The sequence below is a fragment of the Variovorax boronicumulans genome (genome assembly GCF_040544675.1).
GTDB lineage: Bacteria > Pseudomonadota > Gammaproteobacteria > Burkholderiales > Burkholderiaceae_C > Variovorax > Variovorax boronicumulans_D.
This window is the reverse complement of the sequence record NZ_JBEPKK010000007.1, coordinates 270,853-284,781: the sequence shown is the minus strand read 5'-3', so window position 1 is coordinate 284,781 and position 13,929 is coordinate 270,853. Positions and strand designations below refer to the sequence as shown.

The 13,929-nt window shown below is 68.1% G+C and carries 18 protein-coding genes; 1 reads left to right on the top strand and 17 read right to left on the bottom strand.

Annotated elements, in window-relative coordinates:
* A partial coding sequence (locus tag ABIC90_RS15365) for a substrate-binding domain-containing protein (protein WP_354355297.1) occupies nt 1–747 on the top strand: 747 nt, incomplete at its 5' end.
* A gap of 25 nt (nt 748–772) precedes the next feature.
* Here the strand turns inward: ABIC90_RS15365 and ABIC90_RS15360 are convergent.
* The 17 genes from ABIC90_RS15360 to ABIC90_RS15280 form a co-directional block, all read right to left on the bottom strand.
* The gene (locus ABIC90_RS15360) at nt 773–1,834 is read right to left on the bottom strand and encodes an ArsO family NAD(P)H-dependent flavin-containing monooxygenase (protein ID WP_354355295.1); all 1,062 of its coding nucleotides are present in this window, start codon (nt 1,832–1,834) and stop codon (nt 773–775) included.
* 21 nt (nt 1,835–1,855) lie between these two features.
* Nucleotides 1,856–3,055, bottom strand: a complete 1,200-nt coding sequence (locus tag ABIC90_RS15355) for an MFS transporter (protein ID WP_354355293.1) — start codon at nt 3,053–3,055, stop codon at nt 1,856–1,858.
* A 16-nt stretch (nt 3,056–3,071) separates the two neighbouring features.
* Nucleotides 3,072–3,791 (bottom strand): arsenical resistance protein ArsH, encoded by a 720-nt coding sequence (gene arsH / locus ABIC90_RS15350; protein WP_354355291.1) that lies wholly within the window; start codon nt 3,789–3,791, stop codon nt 3,072–3,074.
* A complete protein-coding gene (gene arsC, locus ABIC90_RS15345) occupies nt 3,775–4,206 on the bottom strand; it encodes an arsenate reductase (glutaredoxin) (RefSeq protein ID WP_354355289.1) in 432 nt (143 codons plus the stop codon). Before arsC ends, arsH begins: the two co-directional genes overlap by 17 nt.
* A complete protein-coding gene (locus ABIC90_RS15340; RefSeq protein ID WP_354355287.1) occupies nt 4,203–5,495 on the bottom strand; it encodes an arsenic transporter in 1,293 nt (430 codons plus the stop codon). Before ABIC90_RS15340 ends, arsC begins: the two co-directional genes overlap by 4 nt.
* A 104-nt stretch (nt 5,496–5,599) precedes the next feature.
* Nucleotides 5,600–6,085: an arsenate reductase ArsC gene (locus tag ABIC90_RS15335; RefSeq protein ID WP_354355285.1), complete on the bottom strand. Its 486-nt coding sequence runs from the start codon at nt 6,083–6,085 to the stop codon at nt 5,600–5,602.
* Between the two features lies 1 nt (nt 6,086).
* Nucleotides 6,087–6,581 carry an arsenate reductase ArsC gene (locus ABIC90_RS15330; RefSeq protein WP_354355283.1) on the bottom strand — a complete coding sequence of 165 codons (495 nt, stop codon included), beginning with the start codon at nt 6,579–6,581 and terminating at the stop codon, nt 6,087–6,089.
* 71 nt (nt 6,582–6,652) lie between these two features.
* Nucleotides 6,653–6,976 (bottom strand): ArsR/SmtB family transcription factor, encoded by a 324-nt coding sequence (locus ABIC90_RS15325; protein ID WP_354355281.1) that lies wholly within the window; start codon nt 6,974–6,976, stop codon nt 6,653–6,655.
* A gap of 59 nt (nt 6,977–7,035) precedes the next feature.
* Nucleotides 7,036–7,647 carry a 3'-5' exonuclease gene (locus ABIC90_RS15320; protein WP_354355279.1) on the bottom strand — a complete coding sequence of 204 codons (612 nt, stop codon included), beginning with the start codon at nt 7,645–7,647 and terminating at the stop codon, nt 7,036–7,038.
* Nucleotides 7,644–8,075: a TfoX/Sxy family protein gene (locus tag ABIC90_RS15315; protein WP_354355277.1), complete on the bottom strand. Its 432-nt coding sequence runs from the start codon at nt 8,073–8,075 to the stop codon at nt 7,644–7,646. The genes ABIC90_RS15320 and ABIC90_RS15315 overlap by 4 nt, the downstream gene beginning before the upstream one ends.
* Nucleotides 8,076–8,080: 5 nt before the next feature.
* Entirely contained in the window at nt 8,081–8,575 is a 495-nt protein-coding gene (locus ABIC90_RS15310; RefSeq protein WP_354355275.1) for a GNAT family N-acetyltransferase, read from the bottom strand.
* A gap of 11 nt (nt 8,576–8,586) precedes the next feature.
* Entirely contained in the window at nt 8,587–9,465 is an 879-nt protein-coding gene (gene fghA / locus ABIC90_RS15305; RefSeq protein ID WP_354355273.1) for an S-formylglutathione hydrolase, read from the bottom strand.
* Complete coding sequence (locus ABIC90_RS15300) at nt 9,462–10,382, bottom strand: alpha/beta fold hydrolase (protein WP_354355313.1); 921 nt, start codon at nt 10,380–10,382, stop codon at nt 9,462–9,464. The genes fghA and ABIC90_RS15300 overlap by 4 nt, the downstream gene beginning before the upstream one ends.
* Before the next feature lie 130 nt (nt 10,383–10,512).
* Nucleotides 10,513–11,619, bottom strand: coding sequence for an S-(hydroxymethyl)glutathione dehydrogenase/class III alcohol dehydrogenase (locus ABIC90_RS15295; protein ID WP_354355271.1), 1,107 nt, complete (start codon nt 11,617–11,619; stop codon nt 10,513–10,515).
* Nucleotides 11,620–11,668: 49 nt separating this feature from the next.
* Nucleotides 11,669–12,310: a glutathione S-transferase family protein gene (locus ABIC90_RS15290; RefSeq protein WP_354355269.1), complete on the bottom strand. Its 642-nt coding sequence runs from the start codon at nt 12,308–12,310 to the stop codon at nt 11,669–11,671.
* Nucleotides 12,307–13,161: an aromatic ring-hydroxylating dioxygenase subunit alpha gene (locus ABIC90_RS15285; RefSeq protein WP_354355267.1), complete on the bottom strand. Its 855-nt coding sequence runs from the start codon at nt 13,159–13,161 to the stop codon at nt 12,307–12,309. The genes ABIC90_RS15290 and ABIC90_RS15285 overlap by 4 nt, the downstream gene beginning before the upstream one ends.
* 9 nt (nt 13,162–13,170) lie before the next feature.
* The gene (locus ABIC90_RS15280; RefSeq protein WP_354355265.1) at nt 13,171–13,848 is read right to left on the bottom strand and encodes a Rieske 2Fe-2S domain-containing protein; all 678 of its coding nucleotides are present in this window, start codon (nt 13,846–13,848) and stop codon (nt 13,171–13,173) included.
* Between the last annotated feature and the right edge of the window lie 81 nt (nt 13,849–13,929).

Sequence of the window (13,929 nt, the reverse complement as noted above, 5' to 3'; positions counted from 1 at the left end):
GGCGGCTTCGACACGACGGAGCAGAAGGCCGCCTTCTCGGGCGCGGCCAAGTCCGGCATTCCGCTGGTGGGCTGGCACTCGGGCGAGCAGCCCGGACCGAACGACAAGGCCGGCCTCTATGCCAACGTGACCACGGTGACCGACGACGTGTCCGATGTGGCTGCTTCGTGGGTGGTGGCCGATTCGGGCGGCAAGGCCGGCGTGGTGATCTTCACCGACTCGCAGTACGCCATTGCGTTGTACAAGGCCCGCGCGATGGAGGCGGTGATCAAGAAGTGCGGGGGCTGCACGGTGCTGAGCTTCGAGGACAGTCCGATCGCCGAGAGCTCCACCCGCATGCCGCAGCTCACCACGTCGCTGCTGCAGCGCTTCGGCGCCAAGTGGACGCACTCGCTGGCCATCAACGACCTGTACTTCGACTTCATGGGCCCTTCGCTCAGCGCGGCGGGCAAGAAGGGCGACGGGGCGCCCAAGGCGGTGTCGGCGGGCGACGGCTCGGAGGCGGCCTACCAGCGCATCCGCACGCAGCGCTACCAGGCTGGCACGGTGCCCGAGCCGCTGAACATGCAGGGCTGGCAGATCGTGGACGAACTCAACCGCGCCTTCGCCAAGGAGAAGTGGTCCGGTTATGTGCCCAAGGTGCACCTGGTGACCGCGGGCAACGTGGGCAAGGACGGCGGGCCGAAGAACGTGTTCGATCCGGACAACGGGTATCGCACGCAGTACAAGGCGGTCTGGGGCAAGTGAGGGGCGATGTTGCCCGGTCGATGGCTCAGCCTCCGCTTTCCGCCCCAAGGAACTCATCGATCTCGCTCGCCGTGCTTCTGGCCGTGCGCATGACCCCGATCAGCGTTGCCGATGCGGGGCCGGTCCATTCGCCGTAACCCACCAGCCACAGGCCCGGAACATCGAGCGCGCGCGTCCCCGATACCGCGACCTGGGCGTCGTGCACGATGCCCAGCGGCGCCAGGTGGTCCAGCGCCGGGCGGAAGCCGGTGCACCAGATCACCGCGTCGAAGTCGCGCTCGGTGCCGCCGGCCCAGACGGCGCCCCGGGGCGTCATGCGCTCGAAGGGCCTCGCCGAGCGCAGCACCCCGCGGGCGCGTGCGTCCACCACCGGCGGCACCATGACGATGTCGCCGAATCCGCCGGGGAGCCCATCGATGTTCCTGCCCTCCTGGAGCGCGCGCCACCGCGCCGTGGCGCGCTCGAACAGCACCCGGCCATCGACGTCGTCAGGCAGGAACGCGGGCTCCTCCTGCGTGACCCACACGGTCTGGGCCGCCGAGAGCGACACCTCGGCAAGGATCTGCGCGCCGGAATTGCCTCCGCCGACGATCAGCACCCGTTGCCCCCTGAACGCGTCCGGGCTGCGGTAGTGGGCCGAATGAAGCTGGCGGCCTGAGAAGCTCGCCATGCCGGGGTAGTCGGGCACGAAGGGCTTGCGCCAGGTGCCGGTGGCGCTCACGACGGTTTGCGCCGACCAGGCTCGGTCGGCCGATTGCACGTCGAAGCCGCGCGCCGTGCGCGTGACCGAGGTCACCAGCGCTGGCCGCTCGACCTCCAGGGCGTATCGCTTTTCATAGTCGCGCAGGTAGCTCACCACATGGTCGCGGCCGGGGTAGGTGGTGCTCGCGTTGGGCATCGGCCAGCCTGCGATGGAACTCCACGTCGCCGGCGAGAACAGCCGCAGCGAATCCCATCCGTGCTGCCAGGCGCCTCCGCCGGTTTCCTCGGCATCGAGCAGCAGGAACGAGCGCTGCGTGCGCCTCAGGAAGTACGCGACCGACAGCGCCGCCTGGCCGCCGCCGATGACGATCACGTCGTGCGTCATGCGAGGGCCCGGGTTGCGGGTTCAATGCGTCTTTGCAACAAGGGATGCCTTTCTCATGTCGGCCGTCATGACCGCCAGCGCAAGGCACGCGGACAGGCCGAGCAGGGCGGAGAACCAGAGCGCGCCGTCGCCCCACCGCGCAACAGCCATGCCGAACAGGAAGGGCGCGCCGGCTTGCACGATACGCGCCGGCACCATCAAAAAACCCTGGCGCTGCCCATAACCCTTGGCTCCGAAGACCAGCAGCGGAAGCGTTCCGATGGCGATGGTCAGGATGCCGTTGCCCAGGCCGTGCAGCACCGCGAAGGCCGCGGCGGCCGACGTGCCCAGCAGGCCGAGGCACAGCGCGCCCAGCGGGTGCGCCAGCGTGGCCAGGCGGGCCGACAGCAGCGGGTGCGCGCGCTTCAGGAGCGTGAACTCGATCACCCGGCCTGTCACCTGGGCCGGCCCGACCAGCGCGGCGATGCCGACCGCCGCGGCCATCGTGGCGCCGCTGGCCAGCAGCAGCGCGGGCAGGTGCGCGGCCATCGCCGTGCTGATGAACCAGGTGACGGCGAAGACGTAGGCCATCAGGACGGCGGCGCGGCGCTGCCGAGCCGGCGACAGTGCGGCGCCGGCGTCATTCGCGGCGGCTGCAGCTTGCTTGGACGCCCGGTCGATGCGGGCAACGCGCGGCAGCAGCACATTGAGCGGAAGACCGATCACCAGGTGCAATGCCGCCCACGCAAGGCACGCGCCGCGCCAGCCCACGGTGCTTTCCAGGTAGGCCGACAGCGGCCATCCGACGGTGCTCGCAAAGCCTGCGAACAGGGTGATGCCGGTGATGGACCTGCGCGCTTCCTGGCCGTGCAACCGCACGACGGTGGCAAAGGCCGCTTCGTAGAGGCCGCTGCCCATGGCCAGGCCCATCAGGGCCCAGGCCGCGAAGACATGGCTCGCATGGGTGGCCTGGCTCAGCGCGGCCAGCCCCGCGGCGAACACGAGGTTGCTGGCGATGAGCACCGGTCGGCCGCCCAGGCGGTCGATGAGCCGGCCGGCCACGGGGCCGATGCCCGCCGCAACGAGCAGCGCCACCGAAAAGGCACCGAACACGGTGGACGCCGAAATGCCGACGTCCTTGCCGATGGCGCCGGCCAGAACCGCGGGAAGGTAATACGACGAGGCCCACGCAAGGGTCTGGGCCACGCCCAGCATCACCGTGGTGGTGGTCCTGCCTTGCACCCTGTGTTCGCCGCGCTCAGATGCTGCGCAGGTTGACGCGCCTGGACAGCGCCTCCGCGCTTTCACGCCGCTCGCTGTAGCGGTCGACCAGGTAGCCGGCGCAGTCGCGCGTGAGCAGCGTGAACTTGACCAGCTCTTCCATCACATCGACCACACGCTCGTAGTAGGGCGAGGGCTTCATGCGTCCGTTCTCCTCGAACTCCAGAAAAGCCTCGGCCACCGACGACTGGTTGGGGATGGTGATCATGCGCATCCAGCGGCCGAGCACGCGCAGCTGGTTCACCGCGTTGAAGGACTGCGAGCCGCCCGACACTTCCATCACCGCGAGCGTCTTGCCCTGCGTGGGCCGCACCGAGCCGACGGCCAGCGGGATCCAGTCGATCTGCGCTTTCATGAGGCCGGTCATGGCGCCGTGGCGCTCGGGCGATGTCCACACCATGCCCTCGGCCCATTGCGCGAGCGCGCGCAGCTCCTGCACCTTGGGGTGGTCTTCGGGTTCGCCGTCGGGCAGCGGCAGGCCGCGCGGATCGTAGATGCGCGGCTCGGCGCCCATGGCGCTCAGCAGGCGCGCGGCTTCTTCGGTCAACAGGCGGCTGTAGGAGCGCTCGCGCAGCGAACCATAGAGCAGCAGGATGCGCGGTGCGTGGGTGGCGCGCGTCGCGGGCAGCAACGCCTGCAGATCGGGTTGGCGGAAGGCGTTGCTGTCGACGTGGGGCAGTTCAGGGCTTGGCGACACGCTGGCCTTTCGCGTCGATCACGGCTTCGCCGTCTTCCTTGGCGAACACGCCCTGTTGCGGACGCGGCAGGATGTCGAGCACCGCCTCGGAAGGCCGGCACAGCCGCGTGGCGAGCGGCGTCACCACGATCGGCCGGTTGATGAGAATCGGGTGCTGCCCCATGAAGTCGAGCAGCTGTTCGTCGGTCCACTTCGGATCGTCCAGGCCCAGTTCGTCATACGGCGTTCCCTTGCGGCGCAGCACCTCGCGCACGGGCACGCCCATGGCCGCGATCAGCCGCGCCAGCGTGGCGCGGTCGGGCGGCGTCTTCAGGTACTCGATGACCGTGGGCTCGTCGCCCGTGTTGCGGATCAGCGCGAGCACGTTGCGCGAGGTGCCGCATGCGGGGTTGTGATAGATGGTGATGTCGTTCATGGCAAAGAAAGGTTGAGGCGAAGGGCGAGCGCGGCGAGCGTCACGAACAGCACGGGCACGGTCAGCACGATACCCACCTTGAAGTAGTAGCCCCAGGCGATGGTGGTGCCCTTTTTCTGGAGCACATGCAGCCAGAGCAGGGTGGCCAGGCTGCCGATGGGCGTGATCTTGGGGCCCAGGTCGCAGCCGATCACGTTGGCGTAGATCATGGCTTCCTTCACGATGCCGCTCGCGCTCGATGCGTCGATGGACAGCGCACCGATCAGCACGGTGGGCATGTTGTTCATCACCGATGAAAGAGCGGCCGTGAGAAAGCCCGTGCCCATGGCCGCGCCCCAGACGCCGCTTTCCGCGAAGACGTTCAGCAGCGAGGCGATCTGGCCGGTGAGCCCCGCATTGCGCAGGCCGTAGACCACCAGGTACATGCCCAGCGAGAAGATCACGATCTGCCAGGGCGCGCCGCGCAGCACCTTGCGCGTGCTGATGACATGTCCGCGCGCCGCCACGGCCAGAAGAACGGCCGCGCCCACGGCCGCCACCGCGCTGACCGGCACGCCCAGCGGCTCCAGGCCGAAGAAGCCGATGAGCAGCAGCGCCAGCACGATCCAGCCGGCCTTGAAGGTTGCGGGGTCGCGGATGGCGTCGGCGGGCGCCTTGAGCTGGGCCACGTCGTAGCGCGCGGGAATGCCGCGGCGAAAGTAGAGCATGAGCACCAGCAGGCTGGCGAGCACGGCCGCGATGTTCACCGGCACCATCACCGATGCGTATTCGTTGAAGCCGATCTTGAAGAAGTCGGCCGAGACGATGTTCACCAGGTTCGAAACGATCAGCGGCAGGCTGGCCGTATCCGCGATGAAGCCGGCCGCCATCACGAACGCGAGCGTGGCGGCGGGCGTGAAGCCCAGCGCAACCAGCATCGCCATCACGATGGGCGTGAGGATCAGCGCGGCACCGTCGTTGGCGAACAGGGCCGACACCGCCGCGCCCAGCAGGACGATGAAGGCGAACAGCAGCCGCCCGCGTCCGTTGCCCCATCGCGCCACGTGCAGCGCTGCCCATTCGAAGAAGCCGGCCTCGTCGAGCAGCAGGCTGATGATGATGACGGCCACGAAGGTCGCGGTTGCGTTCCACACGATGCCCCAGACGACCGGGATGTCGGCCAGGTGGACCACGCCGAAGAGCAGCGCGATGACGGCGCCGAGCGAAGCGCTCCAGCCGATGCCCAGGCCGCGAGGTTGCCAGATGACCAGCACGAGCGTGAAGATGAAGATCAGGATGGCCGCGAGCATTGGAAAGTTTTTTCTTGGATTGCGATGGGTTGCGATGCTTTGCGATGCTTTGCGATGGCTCGCGTCGGAGATGCACAAGGCGCGGGAATCTCCCGCCCCCCGGATCAGATGCCTTGAAGGGCCGCGCGAAGTTGCGCGTCGTCCAGCGTGTCGAAGGGTGTTTGCGCCAGCTTGCGCATGCGCTCGCCGATGGCCTGCCGGGTGGACTCGAAGGCGGCGCGCTTTTCTTCGGCGTTCGTTCCGGCGTTGGACGGGTCGGGGTAGCCCCAGTGCATGGTCACGGGCGAGCCGGGCCAGTAGGGGCAGGTTTCGTTTGCCGCGCTGTCGCACACCGTGATCACCACGCGCAGGGCCGGCGCGCCGGGTGCCGCGAATTCATCCCAGCTCTTGCTGCGATAGCTGGAGGTATCGATGCCCGCCGCTTCGAGCACCTCGACGGCCATCGGGTTGATGCGCCCGCTCGGCGCGCTGCCTGCGCTGTGGGCGCGCGCATCGGTGCCCAGTGCCTGCGCCCAATGGTTGAACATGCCCTCCGCCAGCACGCTGCGTGCCGAGTTGTGCGTGCAGAGGATGAGGATGTGGGTCGTCATGTCAGCGGGTTCCGATGTCGCGAACTTCGCGTTGGATGGCCAGCGTCTCCAGCTTGGCCAGGGGGAGCGAAAGCAGGAACTCGATGCGGCGCTTGAGCGTGACCGCCGCGTCGGTGAAGGCGCGTTGCTTCGCCTCGTCCGATCCTTCGACGGCCGCCGGGTCGGCCAGGCCCCAGTGCGCGGTGATGGGCTGGCCGGGCCAGACCGGGCAGACCTCGCCCGCGGCCTGGTCGCACACGGTGATGACGAAGTCCATGTGCGGTGCGCCGTCTTTGGCGTACTCGCCCCAGCTCTTGCTCCGGTAGCCGGTGTCCCTGAAGCGCAGGTTGCGCAACGTGGCCAGCGCCAACGGATGCACCGCGCCCTTGGGATGGCTTCCTGCCGAATAGGCGGTGAAGCGGTTCGAACCCAGCTCATCGAGGATGCCCTCGGCCAGGATGGAGCGGGCGGAGTTGCCCGTGCAGATGAAGAGGACGTTGTGTTTGCGTTCGGTCATGGGGGGCTTTCAACGGCTTTGGATGGGGGCCATCGCGGAGATGGCGTTCGGCGGAAGGCGCTGCGCTTGGCTCAGCAAGCGCACGAGGCATCGGTCTCCGCCACGCAGGCCTGCCCTTCGCAGCAGTTCTCGGTGAGGTAGCCGAGCAGGGCGTTCATCCGGTCGAAGGACGCGCGGTAGATCAGGTGACGGCCCTGCCGCTCTTGCGAGATCAGGTTCGAATGCACCAGCTCCTTGAGGTGGAAGGACAAGCCCGTGGCCGAAACCTCCAGGGCTTCGGTCAGCGCGCCGGGTGTCAGGCCTGCGGGCCCGGCCACCACCAGCGCACGAAACACCCTCAGGCGAACGGGCTGCGCCAGGGCAGCCAGAGATCGGACGACGTCATTTTCTTCCATAATTCAAGTATCGTTGAATTATTGGGGGGTTGCAACAAGCGCTTTGGCTTGTTGTCGCTTCAGGAAGTAGGCAGGAGCGCGTCGTACACGCAGATCGACGCATAGGCGTCGTTGGCCGCATAGCGGATCTGCGCTTCCGTCAGTTGCCTGTTGGCCCAGTTCGAGGTGGTGGCCTTGCGCGACTTCATGAAGCGGCGGTCGAACACCAGTGCCACCGCGGCCTTCACGCCCACCGACTTGCGGTAGCCGCGGCGGCGGAACTCATCGTCGATGTCATGCACCGCCTGCGGCTCGATGCCCAGGCGGTTGCGGATCAGCGTGAGATCGCTCGAGAGGCCGAAGCCCACTTTCTTGAGCGCGGTCGAGGCGATCAGCGCGGCGACCACCGGGTTGCATTCGGTGCGGTGCAGCTGGAACAGCCAGGCCGTGTCGCGCGTGGAAAACTGCACCACATGCGGCCCGCCCGAAACCTCGTTCTTCGCGAAGGTCGGCTTGGATTCGGTGTCGAAGCCGGCCACGCCCGCAGCCAGCAAGGCTGCGGCCGCATCCTCGGCTTCGCGCAGCGTGGTGACGACCACGATGTCTCTCAGGCCCAGGCCCTCGAAGGGCTCGAGCAGGGCGATCTGCTCGCGTTCGGGCAGGGGCTGCAAGGCGGAGGCGTCGTCGATCACCGAGGAACTTTCTTTGTCTTCACGAGGGCTTTCTTCGCAGGTGCTTTATGGGTGGATGTCTTTTTCGCGGGCGTCTTGGCGGCCGCCGTTTTCTTTGGCCTGGGCGGCTGGCCCGAGCGCAATGCGGCCTCATAGGCGCGGCGGCCCCAGAGCGCGGCCTCTTCGCGGTCCTCGAAGAGATCGGCGGGCGCCAGCCGGTAGGACATCGGCATCGCCTTGCCCTGGCGTTCGTAGGTAAAGGGCGGCAGGTTCAGCGTGTCGAAATGCGCGGCGCTGGTGGCATCGGACTTCAGGTACAGCGTGTCCTTGAACACGAGCGCGATCATGCGGCCCTCGTGCCACACGCCGTGGCCCCCGAACATGCGGCGCGTCTGGATGCGGCCCAGGCGCTCGAAGACCTCGTGCAGGCTTTGAACGAATTCGCTCATGCCGCTCAGCCCATCCGCCACGGCGGGCGCGTGGGCGACCAATGGTAGGCAATGCGTTCGCGGCCGCTGGTCGGGTGGTGATCGACCGTGCCGCGCACGAGGCCGTAGCGTTCGTAGAAGCGCTGCGCGGCGGTGTTGGTGGTGGCCACGTGCAGCCGCCAGCCGGTGGGGATGCGCACGCAGGCTTCGTCGAGCAGGGCCTGCCCGAGGCCCTGGTTGCGCAGGTGCGGCTCCACGAACAGCTGGGCCACGTACTCGCGCCGCTCCAGCAGCACCATGAATGCGAGCACCTGGCCGTCGCGCTCGGCCAGCACCGTGTCGGCGGGCGCCACGAATTCGGCCTGCACGCGGCCCAGCCAGTGGGCGATGGGCTCGATGCCGGCGGCGCCGCGGTTGGCCGCGGTCCAGGCGCGGCGCCAGATGCCGGCCAGCACCATGCTTTCTTCGGCACCGCCGTCGCGCGACCGCAGATGGAAGGCAGGAATTTGAGCGGCGGACATGCGGATTCCGTTCAGGCGTGCAGCGTCTGCGCGTGGTGCGCGATGTGGTCGGCCATGAAGCTCTGGATGAAGTAGTAGCCGTGGTCGTAGCCCGCGTGGCGGCGCAGCGTGAGCGGCTGGCCCGCGACGGAGCAGGCGGCTTCGAAGGCTTCGGGGTGCAATTGCTCGGCCAGGAATTTGTCGGCCAGCCCCTGGTCGATGAGGATGCCTTGCGGATACGGCGCGACCGTCTGCGAGCGCATCAGCGCGCTCGCATCGTGCGCGAGCCACTGCGCGCGGTCCACGCCGGATGCGCCGAGGTAGCCGCCGAAGGCCTTCTCGCCCCACGGGCACTCGGTGGGTGCGCAGATCGGCGCAAAGGCCGAGAGCGACCTGAACCGCCCCGGATGCCGCAGCGCCAGCGTGAGCGCGCCGTGCCCGCCCATCGAGTGGCCGAAGATGCCGATGCGCTGACCGTCGATGGCAAAGTGCTGCGCCACCAGCGGCAGCAGCTCGTGGACGATCCAGCTTTCCATGCGCCAGTGCGTGGACCAGGGCTCGCGCGTGGCGTCGAGATAAAAGCCGGCGCCGATGCCGAAGTCCCAGTCGTCCCTGGCGCCGGGCACGCATTCGGCGGCCGGGCCGCGCGGGCTGGTGTCGGGCGCAATCAGCGCCAGGCCCAGGCCCGCGGCCATGCGCTGCGCGCCGGCCTTCACCGCGAAGGTTTCCTCATTGCAGGTGAGGCCCGCAAGGTAGAGCAAGGCCGGCACGGGCTCCTTCGCGGCCTGCGGCGGCAGGTAGACCGAGAAGCGCATCGGCAACCCGATTTCTTGCGAGGCGTGCTCGTGAAAGCTCTGCACGCCGCCGAACGCATGGTGCGTGGAAAGGGTCTGGGGGGTGTTGTCGGTCATGGGGTGAGGGTCCTCAATGGAAGCACCAGTTCCAGAACCGCATCGGCGAAGACGCGCGGCGCTTCCTGCGGCAGGTTGTGGCCCGCGCCGGGCACGAGGCGGTGCGAGCGCGGTCCGCTGAAGCGGTGCGCATGGGCCGAGGCATCGGCAGGCGGACGCACGCCGTCGTCGATGCCGTCGAAGGTGATGGCCGGCACGGCGATCGTGGGTTGCGCGGCGAGGCGGCGTTCGATCTCGGCATACGCCGGGTCGCCGGGCACGAGGCCGAAGCGGTGGCGGTACGAGTGGATGACCACGTCGACGAAGTCAGGGTGCTCGAAGGCGGCGGCGCTGCGCGCGAAGGTGGCGTCGTCGAAGCGCCAGGTCGGCGACCACAGCTTCCACAGCAGCTTCGCGACCGCGTTGCGGTCTTTCTGGAGGCCGGCTCGGCCGCGTTCGCTGTGAAAGTAGTACTGGTACCAGAGGCTGTGCTCGTTCTCGGCCGTGTCCGGCTCCATGGCCTTCGCGATGTTCTGGATGTTGTAGCTGTTGAGCGAGACCAGCCCCGCGCAGCGTCCGGGCCACAGCGCCGCGACCACGCAGGCGGCGCGGCCGCCCCAGTCATAGCCGGCGAGCACCGCACGCTCGATCTTGAGCACGTCGAGCAGCGCGAGCAGGTCGGCGCCGAAGGCCGCCTGTTCGCCCGAGCGCGGGGTGGCGTTGCTGAGGAAACGGGTTGCGCCGTAGCCGCGCATGTACGGCACGATCACGCGGCAGCCCTGCTCCGCGAGCATCGGCGCGACTTCGGCATACGTGTGGATGTCGTACGGAAAGCCGTGCATCAGCAGCACGGGCGGGCCGCTTGCCGGGCCGGCTTCGTGATATGCAACATCGAGGACGCCTGCCTTGATCTTGTGCAGGGGCTCCATTTTTTCAATCACCGACTCACCTCCATAGAGCACGCGGCAGTTAGTCCGGGAACACCGCGGAACCGGCTTTGCCGGGCCGCTGGTGTTGCCCCCTGAAAGGGGGTTGGCGAAGCGACACGAAGTGCGCGAAGACTGGGGGTCAGTAAAGCACCACGCCGCGAATCGACTCGCCGCGCTTCATCAGGTCGAAGCCCTTGTTGATGTCCTCCAGCGGCATGGTGTGCGTGATCAGGTCGTCGATGTTGATCTTGCCTTCCATGTACCAGTCCACGATCTTCGGCACGTCGGTGCGGCCGCGCGCGCCGCCGAAGGCCGAGCCTTCCCACTTGCGGCCGGTGACCAGCTGGAACGGCCGCGTGCTGATCTCGGCACCCGCTTCGGCCACGCCGATGATGATGCTGCGGCCCCAGCCCTTGTGCGTGCATTCGAGCGCCTGGCGCATCACCTTGGTGTTGCCGATGCACTCGAAGCTGTAGTCCGCGCCGCCGTCGGTCAGCTGAACGATGGCATCGACCACGTTCTCGGTGTCCTTGGGGTTGATGAAGTGCGTCATGCCGAACTTGCGGGCCATGGCTTCGCGCTCGGGGTTCAGGTCCACACCGATGATCTTGTCGGCGCCGACCATCTTCGCGCCCTGGATCACGTTGAGGCCGATGCCGCCCAGGCCGAACACCACCACGTTGGCGCCGGCTTCCACCTTGGCCGTGAAGATCACCGCGCCGATGCCGGTGGTGACGCCGCAGCCGATGTAGCAGACCTTGTCGAAGGGCGCGTCCTCGCGGATCTTGGCGAGCGAAATTTCAGGGGCGACCGTGTAGTTGCTGAAGGTGGAAGTGCCCATGTAGTGAAAGATGGGCTTGCCGTCGAGGCTGAAGCGCGAGGTGGCGTCGGGCATCAGGCCCTTGCCCTGCGTGCCGCGGATCTGCTGGCAGAGGTTGGTCTTGCGCGAGAGGCAGAACTTGCACTGGCGGCACTCGGGCGTGTAGAGCGGAATGACGTGGTCGCCCTTCTTGAGCGTCGTGACGCCGGGGCCCACATCGACCACGATGCCCGCGCCTTCATGGCCCAGGATGGCGGGGAAGATGCCTTCGGGGTCGGCGCCCGAGAGCGTGTAGTAGTCGGTGTGGCAGATGCCGGTGGCCTTGATCTCCACCAGCACTTCGCCGAACTTCGGGCCTTCGAGGTCCACGGTTTCGATGGTGAGGGGGGCTCCGGATTTCCAGGCGACGGCGGCTTTGGTTTTCATGGCGGGTTCGGGGGAAAGAGGAGGAGGGAGGGGCGGACCCCAAGAATACTCAGGCAGGGCCAGCAGGGAAGATACCCGACATCCCGATGAACCCGGGCAGGTGTCGGAAATCCCACACCCAGTTCCGGAGGGCCGGAAACTCGTCGAGCGAGATGCCGCCTTCGCCGGCCAGCGCCACATAAGGGAAGCAGGCGAGGTCGGCAATCGTCGCCTCGGGCGCCGAAGCCAGCCAGCGCAGGCCCGCGCTGGCCTGTTCGGCGAGGTGGTCGTCGAGCACGCGGAACACGGCGAGCGCGCCACTGCGGCAGGCGGCGATGTCCAGATGGTGGTAGCCGAACGCATCATGCAGGCGGGCGGCCGACGCGGTGCGCGTGATCTCGTCGGCGGTGGCGAGCCACATCGCGACCTGGCCGCGCAGCTTCGGGTCGTCGGGGTACCAGCGGCGCGAGCTGTCGTAGCGGCTCGCGAGGTAGACCAGGATGGCCTGCGCATCGCGCAGCACAAAGCCGTCGTCGTCGATCACCGGGAGCTGGCCGAGCGGGTTGACCTCGTTCAGGAACGCGGCCGACCTGTGCGCGCGGCCCGGGTAGAAATCGACCGGCACGGTCTGGTATGCAATGCCCAGCCACGCCAGCATCTGCCGCACCTTGAAGCAGTTGCCCGACAGCGGATAGTCGTGGAGCTTGATCATGCGGCGGCCCCCGCGGGTTGCAGCACGCCGAAGCGCATGCCGCGCTCGCGCAGCCAGCGGCGGTAGCTGACCGAGGCGGTGTCGCCGCGTGTCGGCGTCTCGGCGCGGCCTTCGAGCGGCATGCGCTTGAAGGCGTGGTTCTCCAGGATCGGCTTGTCCTGTCCGAAGATGGTGTGCTGGAACGCAATGAGCTCGGCGTCGGTGGAGTTGTCGTCGTAGCAGGCCAGCAGCGTGTGCGCGATCACATGCTCTTCATCGATCGGCTGCAGGAAGAGACCGATGGCGTCGAGCGCTCCCGCGCGAAAGCTCGACTTGTAGAGCATGGCCGAGAAGGGCTGCATCACGCGGTACCTGTAGCGCACCTCGCTGCCGCTGTCGTGCGCGGCCGAGGCGCGCGGCTGCCAGAAGCGGCAGTCGGTCGCCCAGATTTCGCCGGTGGCGGGATCCACGTCGACCTTGTACTTCGCCACCTCGGTGTGCGGCACCTTGCCCAGATAGTCCGCATGCACGAACGGAAAGTGCGCCATGTCCAGGAAGTTCTCGACCACGCGCAATCCCGACACTGCCACGCCGATGCCGCCGCAGTCGATGGTGCGGCGGCCGGGCTCGGCGTACTCGGGAAAGTCGAACAGCGCGCGCACCGGTCGGCCGTCGGGGCAGACCCAGAAGTAGCCGTAGCGCGATTGCACCGCCAGCGGTTCGTCGCCCAGGCGGCAGTGGGGCGTGCCGCTTGCGTCGGTCCAGAGCCGGATGGTTTCGCCCAGCAGGCGCGTGGTGCGCGGCTCGGCGGTGGCGGGGCCGGCAACCAGCCAGTCGCGGCGCATGTTGGGGTCGTCGGTGATGAAGGGCATCGTGATCTCTCAGCCTTGCGGTGGCGTTTCGATGGTGGCGCGCAGGCCGCGCGCGGCGGCGTGCAGGGCCTTCATTGCGTCGGAGCCTGGCGGTGCTTCGGTCCACAGGTGGATGAAGGCGAGGTGGGTTTGTGCGTCGAGCAGCAGTGCGGCGGTGTTCACTTCGCCGAGCGCGCCCTGCCATGCGCCCGATGCTGCGTCGATCGCGAAGCCGCGCCGTGCGAGTGCATCGTGCACGTCCTGCGCGCCGGCGCGCAGCGTCAACGTGCGGCAGAAGTGCCAGCCGGCCGGCACGGCATCGGCCAGCGCCGGCGAGGTGGGCGGCGTCTCCGAAGCAAGGTTGACCCACAGCATGCCCGCCGCATCGACCGCGCCGAACACCTCGGCGCAGACGTTGCGCGGCGCCGGCATCGCCGGGTGCGCAGGAATGCGGACGCACTGCCCGTCGCCCGCGGCGTACTCCCAGCCGTGGTAAGCGCAAGCGAGGCGGTCCTGCACCACGCGGCCCAGCGTGAAGCGCACGCTGCGGTGCGGGCAGCGGTTGTCCCAGGCCTGGGGCGTGCCGTCGGTCGAGCGCCAGAGCGCGAGCTCCCGGCCTTCTGCGAAGCCGGCGACGATGTTGGCGCCGGGGCGCAGCTCGGCCGAGCGGGCCACGGGGTGCCAGAAGGCCATGGTGTCTGTGTTCATGGGGCAGGAGCTTCGCATGTTCGGCAGGCCGGCGGCGGGCCGCAAGACCATAATTGGCGGCCTCCGCTTCGACCCTCATTC

Coding starts and splice junctions, on each gene's coding strand:
- ABIC90_RS15360 (WP_354355295.1), bottom strand. CDS start 1,834: ATGACGCACGACGTGATCGTCATCGGCGGCGGCCAGGCGGCGCTGTCG.
- arsC (WP_354355289.1), bottom strand. CDS start 4,206: ATGAACGACATCACCATCTATCACAACCCCGCATGCGGCACCTCGCGC.
- ABIC90_RS15340 (WP_354355287.1), bottom strand. CDS start 5,495: ATGCTCGCGGCCATCCTGATCTTCATCTTCACGCTCGTGCTGGTCATC.
- ABIC90_RS15335 (WP_354355285.1), bottom strand. CDS start 6,085: ATGACGACCCACATCCTCATCCTCTGCACGCACAACTCGGCACGCAGC.
- ABIC90_RS15330 (WP_354355283.1), bottom strand. CDS start 6,581: ATGACCGAACGCAAACACAACGTCCTCTTCATCTGCACGGGCAACTCC.
- ABIC90_RS15325 (WP_354355281.1), bottom strand. CDS start 6,976: ATGGAAGAAAATGACGTCGTCCGATCTCTGGCTGCCCTGGCGCAGCCC.
- ABIC90_RS15315 (WP_354355277.1), bottom strand. CDS start 8,075: ATGAGCGAATTCGTTCAAAGCCTGCACGAGGTCTTCGAGCGCCTGGGC.
- ABIC90_RS15310 (WP_354355275.1), bottom strand. CDS start 8,575: ATGTCCGCCGCTCAAATTCCTGCCTTCCATCTGCGGTCGCGCGACGGC.
- fghA (WP_354355273.1), bottom strand. CDS start 9,465: ATGACCGACAACACCCCCCAGACCCTTTCCACGCACCATGCGTTCGGC.
- ABIC90_RS15295 (WP_354355271.1), bottom strand. CDS start 11,619: ATGAAAACCAAAGCCGCCGTCGCCTGGAAATCCGGAGCCCCCCTCACC.
- ABIC90_RS15290 (WP_354355269.1), bottom strand. CDS start 12,310: ATGATCAAGCTCCACGACTATCCGCTGTCGGGCAACTGCTTCAAGGTG.
- ABIC90_RS15285 (WP_354355267.1), bottom strand. CDS start 13,161: ATGCCCTTCATCACCGACGACCCCAACATGCGCCGCGACTGGCTGGTT.
- ABIC90_RS15280 (WP_354355265.1), bottom strand. CDS start 13,848: ATGAACACAGACACCATGGCCTTCTGGCACCCCGTGGCCCGCTCGGCC.